The organism is Arthrobacter sp. Sr24, assembly GCF_054511175.1.
In genome coordinates this window covers 67,339-91,669 of sequence record NZ_JBTNDB010000014.1, presented here as the reverse complement: position 1 = coordinate 91,669, position 24,331 = coordinate 67,339, and the positions used below count along the sequence as shown (strand labels likewise).

The 24,331-nt window shown below is 61.0% G+C and carries 19 protein-coding genes; 6 read left to right on the top strand and 13 right to left on the bottom strand.

Translation table 11 applies throughout. The features are described from left to right. Window positions 1-476: 476 nt before the first annotated feature. The 3 genes from tyrS to ACX80D_RS10970 form a co-directional block, all read right to left on the bottom strand. Entirely contained in the window at window positions 477-1,787 is a 1,311-nt protein-coding gene (tyrS, locus tag ACX80D_RS10980) for a tyrosine--tRNA ligase (protein WP_459322697.1), read from the bottom strand. Window positions 1,788-1,903: 116 nt separating this feature from the next. Then, entirely contained in the window at window positions 1,904-4,144 is a 2,241-nt protein-coding gene (locus ACX80D_RS10975) for a HelD family protein (protein ID WP_459322696.1), read from the bottom strand. 108 nt (window positions 4,145-4,252) lie between these two features. Continuing rightward, window positions 4,253-4,777, bottom strand: a complete 525-nt coding sequence (locus ACX80D_RS10970) for an adenine phosphoribosyltransferase (protein WP_459322705.1) — start codon at window positions 4,775-4,777, stop codon at window positions 4,253-4,255. A 126-nt stretch (window positions 4,778-4,903) separates the two neighbouring features. Here ACX80D_RS10970 and ACX80D_RS10965 point away from each other — a divergent pair, with 126 nt between their 5' ends. After that, window positions 4,904-5,563 carry a GNAT family N-acetyltransferase gene (locus ACX80D_RS10965; protein WP_459322695.1) on the top strand — a complete coding sequence of 220 codons (660 nt, stop codon included), beginning with the start codon at window positions 4,904-4,906 and terminating at the stop codon, window positions 5,561-5,563. Here ACX80D_RS10965 and ACX80D_RS10960 read toward each other — a convergent pair. After that, a complete protein-coding gene (locus ACX80D_RS10960) occupies window positions 5,502-6,167 on the bottom strand; it encodes a DNA-3-methyladenine glycosylase (protein WP_459322694.1) in 666 nt (221 codons plus the stop codon). The two genes, ACX80D_RS10965 and ACX80D_RS10960, sit on opposite strands and share 62 nt — an antisense overlap. A 101-nt stretch (window positions 6,168-6,268) precedes the next feature. Between ACX80D_RS10960 and ACX80D_RS10955 the strand changes: the two genes are divergently transcribed. Continuing rightward, window positions 6,269-7,156, top strand: coding sequence for a DNA-3-methyladenine glycosylase family protein (locus tag ACX80D_RS10955; protein WP_459322693.1), 888 nt, complete (start codon window positions 6,269-6,271; stop codon window positions 7,154-7,156). After that, window positions 7,120-7,632, top strand: coding sequence for a tautomerase family protein (locus ACX80D_RS10950; protein ID WP_459322692.1), 513 nt, complete (start codon window positions 7,120-7,122; stop codon window positions 7,630-7,632). The genes ACX80D_RS10955 and ACX80D_RS10950 overlap by 37 nt, the downstream gene beginning before the upstream one ends. 65 nt (window positions 7,633-7,697) lie before the next feature. Here the strand turns inward: ACX80D_RS10950 and ACX80D_RS10945 are convergent, their stop codons facing one another. The 9 genes from ACX80D_RS10945 to argC all read right to left on the bottom strand — a co-directional run bounded on the left by ACX80D_RS10945 (window position 7,698) and on the right by argC (window position 17,630). Then, window positions 7,698-8,432 (bottom strand): maleylpyruvate isomerase family mycothiol-dependent enzyme, encoded by a 735-nt coding sequence (locus ACX80D_RS10945; protein WP_459322691.1) that lies wholly within the window; start codon window positions 8,430-8,432, stop codon window positions 7,698-7,700. A 215-nt stretch (window positions 8,433-8,647) separates the two neighbouring features. Continuing rightward, window positions 8,648-10,072, bottom strand: a complete 1,425-nt coding sequence (argH, locus tag ACX80D_RS10940) for an argininosuccinate lyase (RefSeq protein ID WP_459322690.1) — start codon at window positions 10,070-10,072, stop codon at window positions 8,648-8,650. Window positions 10,073-10,074: 2 nt separating this feature from the next. Then, window positions 10,075-11,280: an argininosuccinate synthase gene (locus tag ACX80D_RS10935; protein ID WP_459322689.1), complete on the bottom strand. Its 1,206-nt coding sequence runs from the start codon at window positions 11,278-11,280 to the stop codon at window positions 10,075-10,077. 143 nt (window positions 11,281-11,423) lie between these two features. Beyond that, a complete protein-coding gene (locus ACX80D_RS10930; RefSeq protein ID WP_459322688.1) occupies window positions 11,424-11,957 on the bottom strand; it encodes an arginine repressor in 534 nt (177 codons plus the stop codon). A gap of 2 nt (window positions 11,958-11,959) precedes the next feature. Then, a complete protein-coding gene (gene argF, locus ACX80D_RS10925) occupies window positions 11,960-12,961 on the bottom strand; it encodes an ornithine carbamoyltransferase (RefSeq protein ID WP_459322687.1) in 1,002 nt (333 codons plus the stop codon). Then, window positions 12,961-14,265 carry an acetylornithine transaminase gene (locus ACX80D_RS10920; RefSeq protein WP_459322686.1) on the bottom strand — a complete coding sequence of 435 codons (1,305 nt, stop codon included), beginning with the start codon at window positions 14,263-14,265 and terminating at the stop codon, window positions 12,961-12,963. The genes argF and ACX80D_RS10920 overlap by 1 nt, the downstream gene beginning before the upstream one ends. Beyond that, a complete protein-coding gene (gene argB / locus ACX80D_RS10915; protein WP_459322704.1) occupies window positions 14,266-15,162 on the bottom strand; it encodes an acetylglutamate kinase in 897 nt (298 codons plus the stop codon). Window positions 15,163-15,417: 255 nt separating this feature from the next. Next, window positions 15,418-16,587, bottom strand: a complete 1,170-nt coding sequence (argJ, locus tag ACX80D_RS10910; protein ID WP_459322685.1) for a bifunctional glutamate N-acetyltransferase/amino-acid acetyltransferase ArgJ — start codon at window positions 16,585-16,587, stop codon at window positions 15,418-15,420. Continuing rightward, a complete protein-coding gene (argC, locus tag ACX80D_RS10905) occupies window positions 16,584-17,630 on the bottom strand; it encodes an N-acetyl-gamma-glutamyl-phosphate reductase (protein ID WP_459322684.1) in 1,047 nt (348 codons plus the stop codon). The genes argJ and argC overlap by 4 nt, the downstream gene beginning before the upstream one ends. Before the next feature lie 141 nt (window positions 17,631-17,771). Between argC and ACX80D_RS10900 the strand changes: the two genes are divergently transcribed. From ACX80D_RS10900 to ACX80D_RS10890, 3 genes are all read left to right on the top strand, one after another. Then, the gene (locus ACX80D_RS10900) at window positions 17,772-18,746 is read left to right on the top strand and encodes a quinone oxidoreductase family protein (RefSeq protein WP_459322683.1); all 975 of its coding nucleotides are present in this window, start codon (window positions 17,772-17,774) and stop codon (window positions 18,744-18,746) included. A 285-nt stretch (window positions 18,747-19,031) separates the two neighbouring features. After that, a complete protein-coding gene (locus ACX80D_RS10895) occupies window positions 19,032-22,913 on the top strand; it encodes a Pls/PosA family non-ribosomal peptide synthetase (RefSeq protein ID WP_459322703.1) in 3,882 nt (1,293 codons plus the stop codon). 31 nt (window positions 22,914-22,944) lie between these two features. Then, window positions 22,945-24,321: a M1 family metallopeptidase gene (locus ACX80D_RS10890; RefSeq protein ID WP_459322682.1), complete on the top strand. Its 1,377-nt coding sequence runs from the start codon at window positions 22,945-22,947 to the stop codon at window positions 24,319-24,321. Window positions 24,322-24,331: the final 10 nt, after the last annotated feature.

Below are 24,331 nucleotides of genomic sequence, written 5' to 3'. Positions count from 1 at the left end.
AACGATCATGCATCACCACAGGGGCGGCAACACACAACCAAATAACCAATTCAATATAAATAAATTGGTATCAATAAAACTTGGCACACTATTGAGTTCTCAAACAACAACTACATTCGAGTAATAACTAATTCAATAACTCATCATTAGTTTTCATCGACGCGATATATATACTTTATTTCATTTGTATTCATTTTGTCCACTCCGCAGCATGTGCGGCTGGTCACTCCATGAAATACTCAAATCAGTATCTCAATTCAAATTTCCATCTCAATAAGAGCTAGATATTCGAGGTTGATTTACTCGATTTGGTCACTTGCAAATTGGGAGTCGGTGCTTCTTTCGAAGCGGCTCAACCTTGTGCAAGCAACAGATAGAACAATACACCGAAGCCCACCCCCAAGCAAGTCGGGGGCGGGCTTCTCGTCTCAATCCAGGCAACCACTGGTCTCAACCATTAGCGGCCTTCATAGCCGCTAGCCGTTCAGTTCAACCATGGCCAGAGTGCGCTTACCGCGGCGAACCAACAAATACTTCCCGTGTAGCCCGTCAGCAGCGCCAAGAACGGCGTCGAGATCGGAGACCTTGTGGTTGTTCACGTAGGCACCGCCCTCCCCCACTGTGCGCCGAGCTTCCGAATTAGTTTTGGATAATCCTGAAGCAACCAACAGCTCAACAATGCTCATGCCGGCGGCGGGTGCACTGGAGCGCGGCAGCTCTCGCGTGGCTGATTCCAGTGTTGCCATATCCAGTTCAGCCAAGTCACCTTGACCAAATAGTGCAGCTGAGGCGGCGATGACCTTCAACGTGGCATCGACACCGTGCACCAGGGAGGTCACCTGGAAGGCGAGCGTACGCTGGCCTTCACGTGCCTGTGGCTTCTCAGCCACTGAAGTCCCAATGGCTACAATCTCTTCACGGGACAAGAAGGTGAACACCTTCAGGCGATCCACCACATCAGCATCGGCGGTGTTGAGCCAGAACTGGTACATATCAAAGGGGCTGCACATGGAAGGATCAAGCCAGATGGCGTTGCCTTCGCTCTTGCCGAACTTGGTGCCGTCGGAGTTGGTGATCAACGGGGTTCCCAGTGCGTGCACAGCGGCGCCTTCAACCTTGCGGATCAAGTCTGTTCCGCTGGTCAGGTTGCCCCACTGATCGGAACCACCCTGCTGCAGTACGCAACCGTACTGGCGGAACAGCTCCAGGTAATCCATGCCCTGCAGAATTTGGTAGCTGAATTCGGCGTAGCTGATGCCCTCGTCCGAGTTCAAGCGTGAGGCAACAATGTCCTTCTTGATCATGGTGCCGACGCGGAAGTATTTGCCCACATCGCGCAGGAAGTCCAAGACGGACATGGGTTCAGTCCAGTCAAGGTTGTTCACCATGCGGGCGGCGTTCTCGCCCTCGAAGGACAGAAAGCGCTGAACCTGACCCTGCAAGTAGCCAACCCACTCGGTGACTGTTTCCTTGGAGTTCATGGTGCGCTCGGCCGTGGGCCGCGGGTCCCCCACCAAACCGGTGGAGCCGCCTACCAAGCCCAGCGGCTTATGGCCGGCGAGCTGCATACGGCGCATAGTCAGGAGTTGGACCAAGTTGCCTAGGTGAAGGCTGGGGGCGGTGGGGTCGAAGCCGCAATAGTACGTGATTGGTTCGCCGGCGAGCAGTTCTTCAAGAGCTGCTTCATCGGTGGAGACCTGGACCAGACCTCTCCACTTAAGCTCCTGCCAAACATTGGCGAAGCTGGGATCGTTCTCGGGGGCGCGGAGTTCAGTTTGCAAAGACACACCACAAAATTACCAGCACCGCGGCGTTTGTGTGCCATTGAGCCCCTCTTGTGCCCCGAGGAACTTTCCGCTGTGGCCGTCGCTGAGACGACCACAGCCGAAAGTGACAGCGACTCTTACTTTTCGATTCCCGCCGGAAGCGGTTCCGAGGTGATCAGCCGCAGTCGTTGAGTAGGCCGGGTCATGGCTACGTATAAGTCGCCCACGCGCCCGTTGGCGCCTGCCAGAAGTGCTGCTGGTTCAACGATGACCACGCCGTCGAACTCCAAGCCCTTCGCCTCGTGGGGGTCAATCACCACGATGTCTTGCTCCAATGAACCTGCCCCATGACCGATCCGTGAACCATAGACAGCTCGCAGGGCAGCCGTAGTTTCGGCCACCATGGATGGCGGGGCTATAACAGCTACCAGACCCCCGCCCACAGCGGCAGTCTCCTCCGGCATGGCGGCGACTACCTGGGCCACCACCTCCCCAGCGCTGACGTAGTCAACAAGAGGTTCCCATTCGCCGTCGCGCACTGCCTTGGGAGCAGAAACAACCTGACCGGCAGCATTGGCCATCCGAACGGCCGCCTCAGCAATTTGCATCGGCGTGCGGTAGTTGACCGTGAGTTCCTCAACGTTCCACCGCTCCCCCAGGAACGGGGTGAGCGCCTGCTGCCACGACGTGGCGCCTGAGGCGGAACTGGTCTGGGCTATATCGCCCACAATAGTGAAGGATTTCACCGGGCAACGGCGGATCAGCACGCGCCACTGCATGGGTGAGAGTTCCTGTGCCTCATCAATCACCACGTGCCCGTAGGCCCAATTGCGGTCAGTCAGGGCGCGCTCTGCGCTGGTCTGAGATGCGGCCTGGACCTCGTTGAAGTCCGCCAATTGCTCGGCCGTCAACATGCCATCAACGCCGGAATCCTCCAATAGCTGATTGACGTTGGAGATAGCCTTCTCCGCATTGACCAGATCCCGTTTACGCTGAGATTCGGCGTTGGCCTGGGCGCGGCCACCCGTAGCGTCCATCTCGCCCAGGAGCTCGGCTGCTTCATCCAAAAGCGGCACATCGGATTCGCTCCACGGCGAGCCGGGGCTGCGCAACAGTAAGCTGCGATCGGCGTCACTGAGATTGGGTGTTACGGCCCGCAGTATTTCTGGTTTGCTGAACATGTCATCAATCAGCTGCTGAGCCGTCATGGGCATCCAGCACAGGTTGAGCATGACACGCACATCGCGCGAGGAACGGACATCCTCGGCGAGGTAGGACCTGTCGGCGTTGTTGCCGGCACCAGCCGATTCAATATGTTCGCGCAACTGCTCGGTGAGTTCACGCAGCAGAGTTTTAACGAAGCCAACTCGGGCCTCGTTGTGCGGCAGACCGGTGGCCTGTGCCCGCTCCCTGGCGCGGCGCACCTGGCGAACGGTAAGAACCAAACGGGTCCCTTCGACGTCGAGCCTGACATCTCCTTGAGGGATACGCTGCCGGTTTGCCACCGCATTGGCCACCACGCGGGCCATATCCAGCCGGCCCTTGAGTTCAGCCGTTTCGGTGGATTCTGGAGCCATAGCATGCACGCCTGGGAACAAGTTCCCCACACTGGACATGACCACACCGGTCTCGCCCAGGGAAGGCAACACGCGCTCAATGTATTTCATAAAGGCGTTGGAGGGGCCCACCAACAGCACACCGGAGGACTGCAGGCGTTCGCGGTGGGTGTAGAGAAGATACGCGGCACGGTGCAGTGCAACGGCGGTTTTTCCCGTTCCTGGCCCACCCTGAACCACCAGCGCACCGCTAAGAGGTGAGCGGATAATCCGGTCCTGTTCGGCCTGAATGGTGCCGACAATATCGTTCATGCGGCCGGTACGTTTGGAATTCAGTGCCGCCAGCAAGGCACCTTCACCCTGGACATGTTCGCCATGCACCACCATGGTGTGGTCCAGGACATCGTCCTCAATGGCCTTGACGTTGCGCCCCTTCAACAGCAAATGACGACGACGGCGCACGCCCATACGCTCAAAGGCTGTGGCCTGATAGAACGTGCCCGCCTCGGGCGCACGCCAATCGATGAGCAGCTGGCGCAGGTCCTCGGAAAGCAGTCCAATCCGGCCAATGTAGCGGGCCTGGCCGTCGTCGAGATCGAGCCGGCCAAACACCAGCCTGTCATCAACTGCGTTCAGTTGCGCCAGACGGTTCTCATAGAGGGCGGCAAAGGCGTCACGTTCTGAGCGGTTTTGGTGCGTGCCCATGGATTTGGTCCGCCGAACCTCAGCGAGCTGTTCAACCTTTTCGGCGCGGAGTTCATCTAAGCGTCCGTATAGGCCGTCAACATAGCCGCGTTCGTGGACCAACTCGTCGTCATACATGCAAGGCTCCTGAAATTTAAGGCATCTCGCCAAAAGGCGGACCGTCTAGTCTATCCCGCTTGCGGGGCGGGCATTTCCAGCCCCACGTTTGATCCTGATGCTTCAGGCTCAAACGTGGAGCAGTGACACCACGTCGTAGGCAGCCAGATTTTCCCGGCCAGGCAGAGCGTCAATTTCAAGGACAACTCCGACGCCGGCCACCACGGCTCCGGTGCGCTCCAACAGTGCTGCTGCGGCACCAAGTGTTCCACCCGTGGCGAGGACGTCATCGAGAATTAATACACGTGTGCCAACTGGTACGTCGTCTTGGTGCAGTTCCAAGGTGGCCTGGCCATACTCCAGGGCATAGTTCTCGGAGTACACCTCGCGGGGCAATTTTCCGGCCTTGCGAATGGTGATCACACCAGTACCTGTGGCGTAGGCAGCAGCCGCAGCCAAGAGGAAGCCGCGCGCCTCAACTCCGGCAACGGCGTCGAACTTCCCGGCGAAGGAGGTAACTATCGCATCGACCACCTGTTTCAGGGCGGGCCCATCAGCAAATACTGGGGTTAAATCTTTGAAAACAATACCCGGCGACGGGTAGTTCGGAACCGTGGCACACAACTGCTCGATAACCGCGGAAACATGCGGAATATTAGCGGTTGCGGAGAGGCTGGAATGGGGTACTTCAGGGGCACTTAATGTCTCGTTCACCCTTCAACCGTACAGGCTCTTGCGAGTGGGCTTTTCGCATGGTCAAAAAGGTGCTTATATATTCCCGTGCAACACAACATTTCACTTCCCGGACATGGCGTCCGGCTTGTGCCGCTCAGGCGTCGTCACGCGGCAGATTTGTTCCCCTACATCGATGTAGACATGTGGTCGGGAATGGCCTCCGAAAGGCCTACCTCCAAGCGTGCCTTGGAACGACTTTTGGCGGCCCGGATCGCCGATCCCTCCGTCATTGCCTTCGCTGTTATAGATGAAGAGACCGGCACAGTCGCCGGGACCACCAGCTTGTACGACTACGTGCCGGAGCAGTCACGGGTAGAGCTCGGCATGACATTTTTTGGCCGCAACTATTGGGGCCGCAACGTCAACGCCTCCTCAAAACTGGCACTCCTGACCTTCGCCTTTGAGGTCCTTGCGGTGCAACGAGTGACCCTGCGCTGCGATGTCCGCAATACCCGCAGCGCTGCAGCCATCCTCAAGCTCGGCGCCACCTTGGAAGGTGTGATGCGCAGCTACCGCCGCGGTCACGACGGCTTGCGTGTTGACAGCAGCGTCTACTCGCTGCTGTCGCATGAATGGCCGCAATCGCGCTCTGGACTGGTCCAGCGCTTGACCCCGGCAGATCTGCAGCCAGAGGTAGCGGAGCTTATCGAATTCTCGGAGCAGCTGACCCGGGCCGACGCGGAGCACGCACCACTCCCGGCCTGAACTTAGATACGGTGGGTTCGCCCTCCAGCCAGAACCGCCACGGGTACGCCGGCGTTCCTCCGGGTCCACTGATGCCCACCCGCGGTCCTGACTTGACGTTGTTGGCCAGCGCCGTGGGCAGTGTGACGGTGACGGCCCCGGCGAGAGCAAAGAGTCCATTGTGCTGTCCGTTGAAACCCATGGCTTTGGCTAGTCGCGCAGGACCTTGCGCCAGCTCGCCGTCGTGCTTGGCGGTGGGCCGGCGCGAACGCGCGAGCTCCAGTCCTTCCACAATCTCCCCGGCGCGCATCAAGCACCCTGAGGAGAGTCCTTCCGGGCGGCATACCAGGTTCGCACTGAAATGCATCCCGTAGCTGAAGTACACATAGAGGTGCCCCGGCGGACCAAACATGACGCCATTGCGCTCGGTCCGGCCCCCGTAGCTGTGCGATCCCGGATCCGGGCTCTCTGACAATCGCGGCCCCAAGTAGGCTTCCACCTCGGTCAAACGTACGACGACGGGACCTTCGGGACTCTCATGCCTCACCAAGGCGCCCAGTAAGTAAGGCGCCACCTCAGGGGCAGGGTTCTCCAGCAGCTCAAAGATGTTAGTGGGCGCGTTCATCTTCCCAACTTAGCAGGAGGTGATTTGGGGCTTCTCGCTTTGCCGTGCTCGCTTTACCGTGCTCGTCCTTCGACCCGGTATGGGCATGGAAGAATGCCTCTATGCCCCTTGCCTTGGACTTCATCGAACCGTTTGAGCCTGGAATCTTCGAGTTCTTGGCCGCGCGTGCTGTTGCCGGCGTTGAGGAAGCCAGCGGCACAAGTTATGCCCGCACCGTGGCGCTTTCGGGCGGCCACGGCTGGTTTCATGTCAGCTGGGATGGGGATGCCCTCTGGTTGGAGCACCAGATCGAAGACCCTGCCGATCTCGCCCAGCTGCTGTTACTGGTGCGGCACTTGTTCAATCTTGACCACAATCCTGGTGAGGCAGATTTATTATTGGCGAGCAACCCGCTATTCGCGCCGCGTGTAGCTGCGTTGCCGGGGATCAGGCTTCCAGGGTGTGTTGATCCTGCAGAAATCCTGATCCGAGCCATGGTGGGCCAGCAAATTACGGTGGCCGCTGCTAGGACGGCACTGACCCAACTTCTGGTGTTGTCCACCCCGAGCCGGCTCCCCCACGGATCGCTGACGCACCTCTTTCCTCGACCTGCAGAAATTGCAGCTGGCGGCAGCTTGATTCTGCGTGGGCCGCAGCGTCGGATCGATTCGGTTGTTGCCGTCGCGGCCATGCTGGCCGATGGCTCCTTAGGGATCAGTCAAAGCGACTCCCTCGATTCGCTCGCGCACAAGCTCCTGCCTATCCCGGGCATTGGTCCGTGGACTGTGGGGTATGTGGGCATGCGTGTGTTAGGTAGCAGCGATATTTTTCTGCCCGGTGACGCCGCTGTCCGCAATGGCTATGGATTACTGCGCGGTGACTCTCTCCCTGAGGCGCGGAGCATCAAGGCCCCTGAGCTGAGCCGCATGGCCGAATCACTGCAACCTTGGCGTTCCTACGCCACCTTGCACCTGTGGCGAGTTTCCGGCGAAAAGCCTTCCCGACCCTGAGTGTCGGCGCTGCGAGTCGGGCCTGGGCCCGCGGCGAACGGGGCCTCACCGATGCCCTCCAAGCGGTGGCCGGAAACCAGAATCGCGCTGCCGGACGTCACGATCCAACGCCTGAACCGGGACGTAGACTATCCCTAGTCCGAGACCCAACAGCGGAAACATCCCATCTGCTGAACAGGTTCCAGCTCCGCTCGCCACGTCATCCCGCTGTTACCGCGCACCCAACCGAAAGATCGCCGTCGACATGCAACTCCTCCACAGAAAGAAATAACACCATGCCCATCATCCAGATTTCCATGCTCGAAGGCCGCAAGCCCGAACAGATCCGCAACCTCATTCACGACGTGGCGCAAACAGTTTCCAGCTCGCTCCAGGCCCCGATCGACTCCATCAAAGTCATTGTGACCGAGGTTCCCACCACCCATTGGGGATCAGGCGAGCTCACCATCGCAGAAAAGCGCAGCCAGAACCTCTAAAGTCCGTCTGGGCACACCATAGGCGCCGGCAGTACCGGCGCCCGCGATGGGATTGAGCCTAAAAATTACTTCGCTGCGAACGCCGATGGCCAAGGCAACAGCTTTGGCAATTCCACAGAATCGGCGGCGGCCTCGGCACGCAGGCTACCCATGGTGGGTGTGCGTCCGGACAGCCACGCCGCAATATCCGTCAGCATGCCTTGCACAGAGACAGTGTTCTCGCCAGACCCAACAGTCATGGCCGGCAGCGCCAACGGCAACAGCTTCAATGTGAGATCTTGCGGTACACGGGCGGTCAGGAATTCGATCAAGTACAGGCAGAACTCCTTAGACCAGGTCTCGGGCCCGCGTCCCAGCTGCAGATCAGCCAAGTGGATGACCAGTTCACGCCAGTACGCCAGCGCCACCCCGCGCACGTCACCGCTGCGGTAGCTGACCGGCAACGTCCATTGCGACTCGTCCAGCCCATCAAGAACGGCCAATGCACGCGTGAAAGCAGCCGAAATGTACTCGCGGTGCTCGGCCGCAGTGTGCCCAGCGTTCATCTCGATCGACTGTGTCCGCCCGCCTTGGCCGCCGTCGTAAAAATCGACAAGCTCTCCGCGCAGCGCAAACTCCACCTGCCGGGACACAGCGTTTGAAACATGGGCAATATGCGCCAGCACGTGCCCTCGGGTCCAGCCGGGAAGATCAGTGGGCACCAGAACCTCAGCGTCCGTGACGGCCCCCAATTTCCCGCTCACAATATCCGCCGCAGCCTTGAGTCGATCCATCAGCTGTGCGTTAGAAATATCAGTCATGCATCCCAGCATAGCGGCCGAGGGACCCGCTGCGAGCTCGCGAGAAGTGGGAGGCCGGGATGCGATAGCGGCCGAGGGACCCGCTGCGAGCTCGCGAGAAGTGGGAGGCCGGGATGCGATAGCGTGATCCGCGTCCCGTTAGGGTTCAGACGCAGAAATGCCCGCATCCTTGATGGATGCGGGCATTTTTTGACGCTCTAGAAGTACGACGCCGGTCAGACCAGGAAGGTGCGGACCTCGCCCAGCTGCCCCTCGAGTGCCGCCAGCTGCGCCAGCACCGCCGATGGCGCGGTGCCACCCTGCGCGTTGCGGCTTTTCAGCGAGCCCTGCGTGCTTAGAACCGTACGAACCTCGGGCGTGAGGTGCTCAGAAATGCTCGCGTATTCCGCATCGGTCAGATCCCACAGTTCCACCCCGCGGCTTTCGGCAACCTTGACGGCCGCACCGGAAAGCTCGTGAGCATCACGGAACGGCACACCCTGACGTACCAGCCACTCGGCAATGTCGGTAGCGAGTGCGAAGCCTTGCGGAGCCAGTGCTTCCATGCGCTCGGTGTTGAAAACCAGAGTCGCCATCATGCCAGAAACCGCAGGCAGCAGCAGTTCAAGGGTGTCAGCCGCGTCAAAGACGGGCTCCTTGTCCTCCTGCAAATCCCGGTTGTACGCCAACGGCAATCCCTTGAGCGTGGCCAACAGCCCGGTCAGATCGCCAATCAGACGCCCGGCCTTGCCGCGAGCCAACTCAGCAACATCGGGGTTCTTCTTCTGCGGCATGATCGAGGATCCCGTGGAGTAAGAATCATGCAAGGTCACAAAGGAGAACTCCTTGGTGGCCCACAAGATGACTTCCTCGGAAACGCGGGAGAGGTCAACACCGATCATCGCAGCAACCCATGCGAACTCAGCAAAGACGTCGCGTGATGCGGTGCCGTCGATGGAGTTCCAGACAGCAGAGTCAAAACCCAGATCCGCAGCAACAGCATTGGGATCCAGCCCTAAGGAAGAACCGGCAAGCGCGCCTGAACCGTAGGGTGAAACCGCTGCACGCTTGTCCCAGTCAACCAAACGCTGCACATCACGCAGCAACGCCCACGCGTGAGCCAGCAAGTGGTGGCTGAGCAGAATCGGCTGAGCATGCTGCAAATGAGTACGCCCTGGCATGGCCACACCGTGGTGCGCCTTTGCCTGATCCACCAGAGCATCAATGACAGAGAGCACTCCGGCAGCAATGATCCGGGCATGCTCGCGCAGGTACATGCGTCCCAGCGTGGCAACCTGATCATTGCGTGAACGGCCAGCACGGAGCTTGCCGCCCAAAGCCGTTCCCGCACGTTCAATCAAGCCGCGTTCCAGTGAACCGTGCACGTCCTCATCGGACTCTGACGGGCCGTAGGCGCCGGACTTCACATCAGCTTCAAGCTGGTCCAGTGCAGCCAACATGCCTTCGAGCTCGGCAGCATCCAAGAGGCCCGCCGTGTTCAACACACGGGCGTGCGCCTTGGAACCGGCAATGTCATACAGTGCCAGGCGCCAGTCAAAATGCGTTGACTTGCTCAGTGCCGCGAGGGCATCTGCGGGGCCGCCCTGAAAACGGCCACCCCACAGTGCACCCTCGTTGGTTCCGTGTTCAACGCCCGACATGCTTAGAGGCCTGCTACGCGCTGGTCGCGCTGTGAAGCAACCTTGGAGGACATGCCCCACAGCTCGATGAAGCCCTTGGCCTGTGACTGATCGAAGGTGTCACCGGTGTCGTAGGTGGCCAGATCGAAGTCGTACAAGGAGGTGTCTGAACGGCGACCGTTGACGATGGCCTGACCACCGTGCAGGGTCATGCGGATGTCACCGTTGACGTGCTGCTGGGTGTCTTCGATGAAGGCATCCAGTGAGCGCTTCAGCGGGGAGAACCACTGGCCGTCATAGACCAGCTCGGCCCAGCGCTGGCTAATAGTTGCCTTGAAGCGTGCCTGCTCGCGCTCGATCGTGATGTCTTCGAGGTGCTTGTGCGCGGTCATCAGGGCCATAGCGCCCGGTGCTTCATAGATTTCGCGGCTCTTGATACCGACAAGGCGGTCTTCCACGACGTCGATGCGGCCAACGCCCTGGGCGCCTGCACGGCGGTTCAGTTCCTGAATGGCCTGCAGCGGGGAGACCTTAACACCGTCAATGGCAACGGGGACACCCTGGCGGAAGGAGATGATGACCTCATCCGGTGCCGGCGGGAATTCCGGGGTGGCGGTGTAGTCGTAGATGTCCTTGGTGGGAGCGTTCCAGATGTCTTCGAGGTAGCCGGTTTCTACGGCCCGGCCCCAAACGTTCTGGTCGATCGAGTACGGGTTCTTCTTGGTGGTCTCGATCGGCAGGTTGTGGGACTCAGCGTAAACGATGGCCTTGTCGCGGGTCAGAGCCAGGTCACGAACCGGTGCAATGCACTTCAGATCCGGGCCCAGGGTCTGGATGCCCACTTCGAAGCGGACCTGGTCGTTACCCTTACCGGTGCAACCGTGAGCTACGGTGGTGGCGCCGAATTCGCGGGCAGCCTTCACCAGGTGCTTGACGATGACGGGGCGGGAGATAGCCGAAACCAAGGGGTAGTGACCCTGATACAGGGCGTTGGCCTTCAGGGTCGGCATGGCGTATTCGTTGGCGAATTCGTCACGAGCATCGGCAACGTATGCTTCAACAGCGCCGCAACCCAATGCGCGCTGGCGGATGTCCTCCAAGGACTCTCCACCCTGTCCTACGTCAACGGCCACGGCAATAACTTCCGCGCCGGTTGCTTCGCCGATCCAGCCAATGGCAACCGAGGTGTCAAGGCCACCGGAGTAGGCCAATACAATGCGTTCAGTCACTTGTTTCTCTCCCTATTGTCAATACTCGTGCAGAGTATTTTTCACGTTGCTCTCAAGCATAATGCATGATTATGCATTCTTGCTAAAAGATATTCATCAGGCCCGAAAAGTACGACGTCGGACACCTCAGCTACCAGCTCAGGCTACGCCCCAGCGCTTGATTCAGCAGCAAATTGCAAGAAGCGCTCGGCCACGTCGGCCCCACCCTGCGCATCCCGGCTGATGACCATCACAGTGTCATCCCCGGCAATGGTGCCTAGTATGGCTGGCATGACAGAGTGGTCAATGGCCAGTGCCAAGAAGTTTGCTGCCCCCGGTGGTGTGCGGAGCACGGCGATGTTGGCCGAGCCTTCGGCTGTGACCAACAATTCTCCGCAGAGGCGGATCAGGCGGGTGTCTAGCAACTCTTGTGAGGCGGCCGCGTGAACACTGCGATCCCCACCCTCTTTGGGCAAGGCGTAAATCAACCCACCGTCATTGCCGCGCACTCGTACTGCCCGCAATTCCACCAAGTCCCGTGACAACGTCGCCTGGCCAACCACCAACCCGTCGGCAGCTAACAGCGTAGCCAGCTCCGCTTGAGAGCGGACGGCGCGGCTGGTCAAAAGCGCCGCGACCCGTGCTTGCCGGGCCGTCTTGGTGGCGGGCATTCCCGCCGGAATGGAGTGCTTACTCATGACTAAATGCCGGTCCCCGCGGCAGCATCGGCGCCAGCAGCTGTCCCAGCCGCGGCAGCGGCTTCAGCAGCGCTCTGCTCCACCAGCCAAACCATCAGCGCCTTCTGGGCGTGCAGCCGGTTCTCGGCTTCATCCCATACAACGGACTGCGGACCATCAATAACAGAGGCCGAAATTTCATAGCCGCGGTAGGCCGGCAAGCAATGCAGCACAATTGCGTCGGGAGCGGCCTGAGCGAGCGCGTCGTCGTCGAGCGCGTACTCCGTGAATAGCTCCATGCGGGCAGCCTTCTCCTCTTCCTGGCCCATGGACACCCAGGTATCGGTGACCAGCACGTCTGCCCCGGCCACGGCCTGCGCAACGTCGGTGGTGATCAGCACGGAGCCGCCCGTGAGGTTCGCGCGTTCCTGGGCGGCAGCAACGACGTCGTCCGCTGGCAAGTACCCGGCAGGTCCGGTGATACGCACGTGCATACCGGCGGTGACCCCGGCCAGCAGGTAGGAGTTGGCCATATTGTTAGCCGAATCCCCCATGTAGGTCATGGTCAATCCAGCCAGCTCACCCTTGTGCTCCTTAATGGTGAGCAGATCCGCTAGCAGCTGGCAGGGGTGGTAGTCATCCGAGAGTGCGTTAATGACGGGGACCTTGGAGTTGGCGGCCATTTCCTCCAGACCGGCTTGAGCGAAGGTACGCCACACAATGGTGGAAACCATCCGCTCCAAGACCTTGGCGGTGTCGGCCACGGATTCCTTGTGGCCGATCTGCGCTTCTCCAGGATTAATAATCAACGGATTCCCGCCCAAGGCAGCAACTCCGGCGGCGAAGGAGACACGGGTACGCGTGGAGGTCTTATCAAAAATGACTGCTACCGTTTGGGCGCCCTGGCCATCACCGGCGAAGGTGCTCTTGGAATAGGGCTGCTTCTTCAGCTGCACGGCAAGCTCCAGCACCTGCGCCTGCTCGGCGGGGCTCAGATCAGTATCAACGAGAAAGTGGCGGGTCATCAGAGGCTCTTTTCCTTAGTGGTTGCGGGGGCGCTGGTTGCTGCTGCACTTGCTGCAGCCGTCGCTGCAGCTATCAACGCAGGCAGTGCTGCCAGGAAGGATTGGGCTTGTGCGGCCGTCAAGTTCAGCGGCGGCGCGAGGCGGATGGTGTTGGGACGGGGAGCGTTGACAATGAAGCCTGCATCCAAGGCTGCACTGACAACGCCAGCAGCCACGGGCTCAGCTAGGTCAAAGCCGATCAGGAGGCCGAAAGCGCGAACGTCAGTGACGCCGTCGATCTTGGCCAGGCCGGCGGCGAAGATCTCGCTGATGGCGCGCACATTGGCCAGCACATCCTGAGACTCAAGCACGTGCAATGTTGCCAGCGCAGCCGCCGTGGCCACGGGGTTTCCACCAAAAGTAGTCCCATGCTGGCCAGCGCTGAGCAGGTGTGAGGGGCCTTCGCCCAATGTGACAATGGCACCAATCGGAAAGCCGCCACCGAGCCCCTTGGCCAGGGTCATGGCGTCGGGGACCACGTGGGGGCTGATCCCTGCGAACCAGCTGCCGGTGCGGCCAATTCCTGTTTGGACCTCGTCCAAGATCAGCAGGGCACCGTGTTCGCGAGTCAATTCGCGGGCGGCCTGGAGGTACTCCGGTGAGAGGGGGCGGACGCCAGCTTCACCCTGAATGGGTTCGATGATTAGGGCTGCAACGCTGCTGTCCATGGCTTCGCGCAGGGCCTCAATGTCGTTGAAGGCGATGTGCCGAACGCCGGCCGGCATGGGCTCAAACGGTTCGCGGTAAGCGGCCTTGGCCGTCATGGCCAGGGCACCCATGGTGCGGCCGTGGAAAGCACCTTCGAGGGCCAAAATGGTGGGGCGTTCCTTGCCCCCGTGGGAGCGGGCCAGCTTGAAGGCCGCCTCATTGGCTTCGGTCCCAGAGTTGGCGAAGAACACTTTGGACCCGGCCGGGGCTTGACTGAGTTCTAGCAATGTCTCGGCCAAAGCAATTTGGGTGGGGCTCGTGAAGAAGTTGGAGACGTGACCCAAAGTGGAGAGCTGGCTGGCCACCACAGAGGTGACGAACGGGTGGGCGTGGCCCAACGCGTTCACGGCAATACCGCCGAGCAGGTCTAGGTATTCCTTGCCGTCGGCATCCCACACCAAGGCACCGGCCCCGCGGACCAACACGCGCTGGGGGCTACCGAAGACACCCATCAGGGAGTCCTTGTAGCGGGCCAGCCACTGTTCGCTGGTGCCGGTGCCGGCCACGGCCGTTGCGTTGGCGTTGGACAGCTCGGTTGAAGCGTTCTGCTCAGTCATTTACTTCTCATCCTCATCGGGGAAAATCTGGGTTCCATTGCCCTCAAACGTCATCAGCTCCAGCAGTACAGAATGAGCGCTGCGGCCGTCCACAACAGCGGCACGGGCCACGCCGCCGTCAACAGCGGCCAAGCAGGCACCCATTTTGGGGATCATGCCCGCTTCCAAACTGGGCAGCATCTCGCGCAGCGCGCTGGCGCTGAGTTCGCTCAGCAGCGAGGATTTATCCGGCCAATTGGCGTAGAGACCTTCGACGTCGGTCAAAATCACCAAACGCGATGCCTCCAGGGCCACGGCCAGGGCAGCTGCGGCGGTATCGGCGTTGACGTTGAGCACGGTGGAGGCGTCCCCCACTTCGGGCGCAACGGTGGAGATGACAGGGATGCGGCCAGCCTCCAACAGGTCCAAGATGGCACCGGGGTTCACACCCACCACTTCGCCCACTAGGCCCAAATCAACGGGCAGCCCGTCCACGATTGTCCCGGTGCGTTCTGCCTGCAGCAGGGCGCCATCCTCGCCGGAAAGTCCCACGGCGTAGGCGCCGTGTTCGTTGATGAGGCCCACCAGTTCGCGACCTACCTGGCCGGTGAGGACCATCCGGACGACATCCATGGCCTCGGGTGTGGTGACGCGTAACCCGCCTTTGAACTCGCTCTTGATATCTAGACGCTTGAGCATGGCGTTGATTTGGGGCCCGCCGCCATGGACCACCACGGGCTTGATTCCCACATGGTGCATAAACACGATGTCTTCGGCGAAGGCTCGGCGCAGTTCATCGTTGATCATGGCGTTGCCACCGTACTTGACCACCACCACCGTGCCCGCAAATTGCTGAATCCACGGCAACGCCTCGATCAGCGTGCCAGCTTTATCCTGAGCGGTTTCCACCGAAGTCATCATGTGTTCCTTCATTTGTATTAAATTGCTGCTGCGTTCCAACTCATCGAAAGCAGCGCTGCAGTCGCCCCGCCCGCGCAGCCGGGGCCCTGGTCCCGGAGCGAGGATGGCGTGATTTCCTTCCCTAGCTTCGCAAGCTCAGCAAGGGACCCTCGGAAATCACTTAGTAAGGCCGCCCGCGGCCGAGGAAATCTTACTGCGAGCGAGGGATCAGGGCCCCGGCGGAGCAGGTCGGCGCCCGACTGCCGGAGACGCTTACGAGGAGTAGGCGCTGTTTTCTTCGACGTACGCGTGGGTCAGGTCGTTGGTCCAGATGGTTGCAGTGGCATCGCCAGCGCTGAGATCAATCTCGACGGTGACTTCACGCGGTGTGAGGTCTACGAGGTCGCGGGAATCGCCGATCCCACCGTTGCGGCAGATCTGAATTCCGTTGATGCTGACGTTGAGCTTGTCCGGATCGAAGACGGCGTCGGTGGTGCCCACCGATGACAGGACACGGCCCCAGTTGGGGTCGTTGCCGAAAATGGCTGCCTTGAACAAGTTGGAGCGGGCCACGGAACGGGACACCACTTCGGCGTCGCGTTCGCTGTCTGCGTTGATGGTGGTGATGGCGATGTCGTGGCTGGCACCCTCTGCATCGGCAATAAGGGCACGGGCCAGCTTGGCGCACACTTCTGTCAGCCCGGCGGTGAATTCGTCCATGTCCGGGAACGCTTCGGAAGCGCCGGATGCCATGAGCAGCACGGTGTCATTGGTGGACATGCAACCGTCGGAATCGGCACGGTTAAAGCTGACACGGACGGCGTCGCGCAGTGCGGCGTCGAGCCCTTCAGCTTCTACAACGGCGTCGGTGGTGATGACCACCAGCATGGTGGCCAGTCCGGGAGCCAGCATGCCGGCTCCCTTGGCCATGCCACCAATGCTGTAGCTGAGGCCGTCGGCGTTGGGCGGGGATGTCCACGCCGCCTGCTTGTTGACCATATCGGTGGTCATAATCGCGGAGGCCGCGGCAGCTCCGCCGTCGTCCGTCAGGGCGGCAGCAGCGACCTCAACACCGGGGAGGATCTTATCCATGGGCAACTGTTCGCCGATGAGACCCGTGGAACAGACGGCGATGTCGGCGGCGGAGAGGCCCAAGACCTCGGCTACCTTTTCGGCGGTGGCATGTGTGTTCGCAAAGCCCTCGGGGCCGGTGCAGGCGTTGGCGCCGCCGGAGTTCAGGACCACAGCGTCCACACGGCCGTCGCTGAGGACCTGACGGGACCAGTGGATGGGCGCAGCGGCGACCCTGTTGCTGGTGAAGACGGCGGCGGCGGTGTGCGCCGGACCATCGTTGATGACTAGGGCAAGATCCGGGTTGCCGGAGGTCTTCAGACCAGCCGTAATGCCTGAGGCGCGGAAGCCTTGAGGGGTTGTCACACTCATGGTGCTACTCCTTGGAAGGAAAGGCCTGTGGTTTCAGGCAGGCCGAGGGCAATGTTCATTGACTGTACCGCTCCGCCGGCTGTCCCCTTAGTGAGGTTGTCGATGGCGCAGCAAACAATCACGCGATTAACGTGAGAGTCGTAAGCGATTTGCAGGGCAGCGTAGTTGGAACCCTGAACTGATTTGGTGGAGGGCCATTGGCCTTCTGGCAGCAGATGCACAAACGGCTCTTCGGCGTAGGCTTCTTCCCATAGATCGCGCAAAGCTGAGGCAGGGTCCTCCATCGCAGCAAAGTCGGCGGAGAGTTTAGCGGTGGCTGTGGTGAGAATGCCACGACTCATGGGCGCCAGCGTGGGAGTGAAGGAAACCTTGACATCCAGCCCGGAGGCGTTGGAAAGTCCCTGTTCAATTTCGGGAGTATGACGGTGCCCGCCACCCACTCCGTAGGGGCTCATGGAACCCATCACCTCGGAACCGATCAAGTTGACCTTGGCTGCCTTGCCCGCACCTGAGGTGCCCGAAGCGGCCACAATAACCACGTCATCGGGCAACAAGGCGCCGGCTGCGAACCCTGGCATCAGGGCCAGCAGCGAGCTAGTGGGATAGCAGCCGGGGACGGCGATGCGCTTACAGCCTTTGAGTCGTTCGCGGTGACCGGGCAGCTCGGGCAAGCCATAGGGCCACGTGCCAGCGTGCTCGGAACCGTAGAACTTCTCCCACGCGGCGGCATCTTCCAAGCGGTGGTCGGCTCCGGCGTCGATCACCAAGGTGTCGTCCGGGAGCTGGGCAGCAATGGCGGCCGAGGCCCCGTGCGGAAGTGCCAGGAACACGACGTCGTGCCCTGAGAGGTTTTCCACGGTGGTGTCAACGAGGACTCGGTCAGCAAAAGCATGCAGGTGCGGGGCCAGAGTGCCCAGCCGCTCGCCTGCGTTACTGTGAGCGGTGATGGCTCCGACAGTTACGTTGGGGTGGCCGGCCAGGAGGCGCAGCACCTCTCCCCCGGCATATCCGCTAGCGCCTGAGACTGCTACTGAAATTGTCATACGTCAACTATACAGCAGAACTATTCATTGGCGTCGATATTTATGCACACCGGCACGGTTTGTGTGCGGGCATCCGTCCTATGATGATCTTGTGAGGGCTTAGCCTGATCTTTTACAGGAGCGAGTGATTTGGAGTTCACCATGACCGAGCAGTGCACCGCGATTGTCGCCACATCCCCTGGCGGTCCAGAGGTACTACGGGCAACCCAGGTCCCGATGCCTACTCCTGGCCCTGGCGAATTGCTGGTCAAGATTTCCGCCGTAGGTGTGAATTTCATTGAGACCTACGAACGCGCGGGCATCTACTCCGTGCCGTTCCCCTTCACCCCGGGCTCCGAGGCGGCCGGAACGGTTGTGGCTGTGGGACCCGGCGTCACCGCCTACGACGTGGGCGACCGCGTTGCCACCGCCGAGGGCACCGCCTGCTACGCAGAGTATGCAATTTTCCCGGCCGAGAAGGCTTTACCCGTCCCCGCCAGCGTTCCTCTCGACGTGGCTGCCGCGCTTCCCCTGCAGGGTATGACGGCACATTACTTGATGAATTCCACCTATCATGTGGAGCCCGGCCAGACCGTACTGGTGCACGCCGGAGCCGGTGGCGTGGGCCTGTTGCTGACCCAGATGCTCAAGGAACGTGGCGCCCGGGTCATCACCACCGTGTCCACAGATGAAAAGGAAGAGCTCTCCCGAGTGGCCGGCGCCGATGAGGTGTTGCGCTACGAAGGTTTTGCCGAAGCCGTCCGCGAGCTCACTGACGGCGTGGGCGTGGATGTAGTGTTCGACGGCGTTGGGAAGGACACGTTTGACGGTTCCCTGGCGTCGCTGCGCACCCGAGGCACACTCGTTTTGTTCGGTGGCGCATCGGGCCAGGTTCCGCCCTTTGACTTGCAGCGCCTGAACGCCGGCGGTTCGCTGACCGTGGTGCGCCCCAAGATGAAGGACTACCTCCTTAACGCCCAGGAACGGCTATGGCGCTCCACCGAAGTATTCAACGCTGCTGGCTCGGGCGCCTTGGCAGCCCGAATCGGCGCACGTTTCCCGCTAGCCGAGGCCGCCGCGGCTCACACGGCACTCCAGGGACGCGCTACCACCGGAAAAGTGATCTTGGAGCCCTAACTCCTGCAAGCACTGCGCCACTGCGCCACTGCCCACGGCCCGCAGCCCGCGCAGTGTCCGCCTCTGCGGCCGCCCCAGCGTGTATCGTGGGGCGGCCGGGGAGAGTGATTCCCGACTCATCGGGCGCTAAAGCCGCGTTAAAACTGCAACGTTTTGCCCGTCATTTACCCTCCGTTCATCTAAGTGAGGCACTCTAAGCCCGTGAACCCTGCCTCATTGAATGTCCCCGAGACTCAAGCAACTGTCTCCAGCGAATCGCTGCCAGCGGCAACCTTCAGCCCACAAATGCCTGGCAGCGCGCTGGCCCCGCCTCCCCGTACCCTCTGGGACATTGTCCAGGCCAGCGCCGATTTGAACCCGGACGCCACCGCACTCGATGACGGCGTGAAGGCCCTCAGCTACGACGATCTCCTGAAGGCGGTTCGCTCTAAGGCCGCGGAATTGACGCAGGCAGGACTCGGCGCAGGCGATAAAATCGGCGTGCGGATCCCTTCCGGGACATCCACGCTCTATCTAGCCATCTTGGCGATCATCTCCATCGGCGCAGCCTATGTGCCCGTTGACGCCGACGATCCCGAAGAACGGGCAGCTCTAGTCTTCGGCGAGGCTCAAGTTGCGGCCGTGCTCGGCGACCCGCTCACGGGCAAAGCCCTGACAATGACCAACGAACGCCCCGCTCCCTTCCCCACTCCACGGGAACCGCTGCCCACTGATGACGCATGGGTCATTTTCACTTCCGGCTCCACGGGCACCCCGAAGGGTGTGGCGGTCAGCAACCGATCAGCGGCCGCGTTCGTCGATGCCGAGGCCAGCATCTTCTTACAGCATGAACCCATCGGGCCCGACGATCGGGTGCTAGCAGGTTTGTCCGTAGCCTTCGATGCCTCCTGTGAAGAAATGTGGCTCGCCTGGCGTTATGGTGCAGCACTGGTTCCAGCCCCGCGTTCCTTGGTCCGCTCCGGTATGGACTTGGGCCCGTGGCTGATTTCCCACGGCATTACCGTGGTCTCCACGGTGCCCACGCTGGCGGCGCTCTGGCCCGCCGAGGCTTTGGAATCCGTACGCCTGCTCATCTTCGGCGGCGAAGCCTGCCCGCCGGAATTGGCCACCCGTCTGGCCGTCCAAGGCCGTGAAGTCTGGAACACCTACGGACCCACAGAAGCCACCGTGGTGGCCTGCGCAGCTCCCTTGGGCGTGCCAGGTCCGGTGCGGATCGGGCTGCCTCTCAATGGCTGGGACTTGGCCGTGGTGGACGCCGCCGGAGTTCCCGTTGCCGAGGGCGAAGTGGGCGAATTGATCATTGCTGGCGTAGGCCTGGCCCGCTACTTGGACCCCGCCAAGGATGCCGAAAAATATGCACCCATGCCAGCATTCGGCTGGGACCGCGCCTACCGCTCCGGTGACCTTGTGCGGCTGGAAAGCGAGGGCCTGATCTTTATGGGTCGCGCCGATGACCAGGTGAAACTGGGCGGGCGGCGCATTGAACTCGGAGAGATCGACGCCGCTTTGCAGGGACTGCCTGAGATTTCCGGAGCTGCCGCCGCAGTCCAGGACACGGCCGGCGGCACCCAGCTTCTGGTGGGGTATCTGGTGGCGGCTCCCGGAGCCTCCCCGGACCCGGCGGCGCTGCGTAAGTTGCTCGCCGGATCGTTGCCGGCTCCCCTGATTCCGCTGCTCACCTTCACCGATTCCCTGCCCACTAAAATTAGCGGCAAAGTTGACCGCAAGGCTTTGCCTTGGCCTCTGGAAAAGGAAACTGACGACGGCGAGTCCCTCTCCGGTTCGTTGGGCCCGGAGGCGCAGTGGGTGTTGGATCAGTGGCAATCAGTCCTGGGCGGCGCACCTGGCTCTCTCGATACAGATTTCTTTGCCAGCGGAGGCGGCTCGCTGGCAGCAGCCCAGTTGGTTTCGGCTTTGCGCCAGCGCTATCCGCGCATCACCGTGGCTGATGTTTATTCGCACCCACGGATCGGTGCGTTGCTGGAACTGGCGTTGGGCTCGGTCCCCGCCGGCGGCGTGGTGGAGACGGTCCACCGCACGGTGGGCCGGACGCAACGAAAGTCTCAAATTTTCCAGACCTTGATGGGGATCCCACTGCACATCTTGGTGGGGATGCGCTGGCTCACTTATTTGATGGCGCTGAACAATGTTGCTGCATGGCAGGGGTGGTTGCCGGGAGCCCCCACCGTTTCCTGGTGGTGGGTGGCAGCTGCTTGGACGGTCTTTGTCTCTCCATGGGGCCGCATGGGAATCTCCGTGGCGGCCGCCAGATTGCTGCTGCGCGGCGTTAAACCTGGCAGTTACCCACGCTCTGGCAAGGTCCATCTGCGGTTATGGCTGGCCGAGCAATTTGCTGACATGGTTGGTGCTGTGACTCTGGCAAGCGCCCCGTGGGTGCCCCATTACGCACGTGCCCTGGGTGCCAGGATTGGCAAGAACGTTGATCTGCACTCAGTTCCCCCAGTTACAGGGCTTCTCCGCTTGGCCGAGGGATGTTCCATCGAGCCAGAAGTTGATCTCTCTGGTTGGTGGATTGATGGCGACTATGTCCACATAGGCGAGATTTCCATTGGTGCCGGCGCCGTGGTGGGAGCCCGCAGCACCTTGATGCCGGGGGCGCGCATTGGCGCCGGCGCCCAGGTAGAACCAGGTTCTGCCGTGCGCGGCCAGGTCAAGCCGGGCGTAACGGTCTCCGGCTCCCCAGCCGGACGGACCGGCAAGGCCAAACATTCCTGGCCGGACGTGCGCACACCCACCTCCACAATGATTGGCGTGCTCTTCCCCGTGGCCTCGGCAGGCTTGTCCTTGATACCTTTCGTGGCAGCAGCGGCAGCAGTCGCCGTCGTACTGGGCGCCATTGCCGGACAGCCCTCGCTCTCAGAGGCACTTCCAACGCTTTTGTGGGCCGTGCCGCTGGCCGCCATTGCCTGGTTCCTGAGCTTATTGGTGCTGATTCTGTTCACTGTGCGGCTCCTGGGTCTGGGCTTGCGCGAAGGTCACTACCCCGTCCGCAGCAGGATCGGCTGGCAGGTTTGGGCCACCGAGCGGGTTCTGGATATGGCTCGCGATCTCCTATTCCCCATTTATTCGAGCCTGTTCACACCTGTATGGCTCCGGCTCCTTGGCGCCAAGGTGGGCAAAAACGTTGAGGCCTCCACCGTCCTTCTACTGCCGAAGATGACCACCATTGGTGCCGGCGCATTCCTGGCCGATGACACCATGATTGCCTCCTACGAACTAGGTGGGGGCTACATTCATATTGCCCCGGCCAAGGTGGGCAAGCGATCGTTCCTGGGCAACTCGGGTATGGCGGCCGCCGGGCGCACCTTGCCCCGCAACTCGCTGGTGGCCGTGCTTTCGGCAGCTCCGTCTAAGGCTAAGGCTGGCACCTCATGGCTGGGCAGCCCGCCGGTTCGTCTGCGACGCACCAACGTGGAGACCGACAAGTCCTTGACGTTCAATCCCCCACTGCGGCTCAAAATTGCTCGCGCCCTGTGGGAATCCTGCCGGATTGTGCCCATGATTCTGTCCGTGGTCATCGCTGCGGGTGTACTTGTGGCCCTCGATGCACTCGCTCAGGCCAGCAGTTACTGGGTGCCCGCGGCAGTCAGCGGCATCGTGCTCATGGTGGCTGGTGCCGTCGCAGCCGGCAGTTCGGTGACAGCAAAATGGCTCATGGTAGGCCGCATCAAGGCCGGTGAGCACCCGTTATGGAGCTCCTTCATCTGGCGCAACGAAGTGGTGGACACCTTCATTGAAATGGTCAGCGCACCCTGGTTTGGTCGCGCTGCTGTGGGCACCCCCGCCATGGTGTGGTGGCTGCGTGCGCTCGGCGCCAAAATTGGGCACGGTACCTGGTGTGAAAGTTACTGGCTGCCGGAGGCTGATCTGGTCACTCTCGGCGAAAGCTCCACGATCAACCGCGGCTGTGTCATCCAGACCCACCTCTTTCATGACCGGGTCATGGCCATCGATACCGTTACGCTAGAAGCAGGAGCCACCATGGGTCCGCACGGTGTGATCCTTCCAGCAGCAAGTATCGGCACCAGCGGCACCGTGGGCCCGGCTTCTCTTGTCATGCGCGGTGAATCCGTTCCTGCCAGCAGCTACTGGATGGGCAATCCCATTAGCCCCTGGAAGGGACCGGAATTCTCGGACCGCGCCTAAGCCTTCAATCGATGTGGACACCCAGCACAGCATGAGATTTCTCCACCGCACCCGCACCCTTGATATTGCAGATGCGAATACCGCTGCGAGTCCGGACCCCTACATCCCTCTGCACGGCAGCACCCTTTACGCAGTGGAACACTACGATCTACAGCTCCAAGTCCGGCTGGCGGGGAACCAATTGCAGGGCCGGGCCATCATCAGAGCCCACGCTTTGGTGCCGCTGACCCAGGTGGAGCTCGATTTGACCGGGCTAGGCATGGACAAGGCTTCCGTGAATGGTACCCGGGTGGTGAAGCATTCCCAGCCGAAGGGCAAATTGCTACTGCAGTTACCCGAACCCTTGGACGCCGGGGCAGTGTTCACCATGGACATCCGTTACAGCGGTTTTCCCGCCCCTGATGACGGCGAGTGGGGCGAGGTCGGTTGGGAAGAATTGGACGACGGCGTATTGGTCGCTGGCCAGCCCACCGGCGCACCGACGTGGTTCCCGTGTAACGACCGCCCCGATGACAAAGCAAGCTATCGCTTTAGCGTCACTACCGACGCCGATTACACGGCCGTGTGCAACGGATCGCTCGTTTCTCACACCCGAAAATCGAGCCGAGAAACCTGGGTTTATGAACAAACGGCCCCCATGTCCACGTATCTGGCCACCGTGCAAATTGGCGCGTACCAGCTGCTGGAACTGCCGGCCAAGGAGGGCCAAACACAACTACCCATTACGGTAGCCGTGTCCAAGAAGCTCCAATCCAAAGCGGCGACCGCACTATCCCGGCAACGGGAAATGATGGACGTTTTCATCCAAGCCTTCGGCCCATATCCTTTTGACGCCTACACCGTTGTGGTTACTGAGGATGAGCTGGAAATCCCACTCGAGGCGCAGTCGCTGTCCATTCTGGGCAGCAATCACATGAACAGGACGTGGGAAGCACAGCGGCTCATTGCCCATGAACTCTCACACCAGTGGTTCGGCAACTCGCTGACCTTGGCATCGTGGCGCGATATTTGGCTGCATGAAGGCTTTGCCTGCTACGCGGAATGGCTCTGGTCGCAAGAGAGTGGATCGATGACTGTGGCCGAATGTGCGGCACAGGCCCACGACAAACTGACTACCGATCCGGTTGCTTTGACAGTGGGTGACCCTGGTCCGGAGATGATGTTTGATGACGCGGTGTACAAACGTGGCGCTTTGACCTTGGAGGCCATCCGCCTTGCGGCAGGCGATGCCAACTTCTTCGCCCTCTTGCAGCGCTGGGTAGCGCAGAATCGGCACAGTTCCGTGTCCACGGCCGCTTTTGTGGCACTGGCCGATGAGGTCTGCGCGGATGTTCCGGGGTTCTCAGCCGCGGACATTCTCACCCCGTGGCTCTTCAGGAAGCCATTACCGCCGCTACCCGCGCACTAAAGACCGCTGA

Coding starts and splice junctions, on each gene's coding strand:
- ACX80D_RS10975 (WP_459322696.1), bottom strand. CDS start 4,144: ATGTATGACGACGAGTTGGTCCACGAACGCGGCTATGTTGACGGCCTA.
- ACX80D_RS10960 (WP_459322694.1), bottom strand. CDS start 6,167: ATGAACGCGCCCACTAACATCTTTGAGCTGCTGGAGAACCCTGCCCCT.
- ACX80D_RS10955 (WP_459322693.1), top strand. CDS start 6,269: ATGCCCCTTGCCTTGGACTTCATCGAACCGTTTGAGCCTGGAATCTTC.
- ACX80D_RS10945 (WP_459322691.1), bottom strand. CDS start 8,432: ATGACTGATATTTCTAACGCACAGCTGATGGATCGACTCAAGGCTGCG.
- argH (WP_459322690.1), bottom strand. CDS start 10,072: ATGTCGGGCGTTGAACACGGAACCAACGAGGGTGCACTGTGGGGTGGC.
- ACX80D_RS10930 (WP_459322688.1), bottom strand. CDS start 11,957: ATGAGTAAGCACTCCATTCCGGCGGGAATGCCCGCCACCAAGACGGCC.
- argF (WP_459322687.1), bottom strand. CDS start 12,961: ATGACCCGCCACTTTCTCGTTGATACTGATCTGAGCCCCGCCGAGCAG.
- ACX80D_RS10920 (WP_459322686.1), bottom strand. CDS start 14,265: ATGACTGAGCAGAACGCTTCAACCGAGCTGTCCAACGCCAACGCAACG.
- argB (WP_459322704.1), bottom strand. CDS start 15,162: ATGACTTCGGTGGAAACCGCTCAGGATAAAGCTGGCACGCTGATCGAG.
- argJ (WP_459322685.1), bottom strand. CDS start 16,587: ATGAGTGTGACAACCCCTCAAGGCTTCCGCGCCTCAGGCATTACGGCT.
- argC (WP_459322684.1), bottom strand. CDS start 17,630: ATGACAATTTCAGTAGCAGTCTCAGGCGCTAGCGGATATGCCGGGGGA.
- ACX80D_RS10900 (WP_459322683.1), top strand. CDS start 17,772: ATGACCGAGCAGTGCACCGCGATTGTCGCCACATCCCCTGGCGGTCCA.
- ACX80D_RS10895 (WP_459322703.1), top strand. CDS start 19,032: ATGCCTGGCAGCGCGCTGGCCCCGCCTCCCCGTACCCTCTGGGACATT.
- ACX80D_RS10890 (WP_459322682.1), top strand. CDS start 22,945: ATGAGATTTCTCCACCGCACCCGCACCCTTGATATTGCAGATGCGAAT.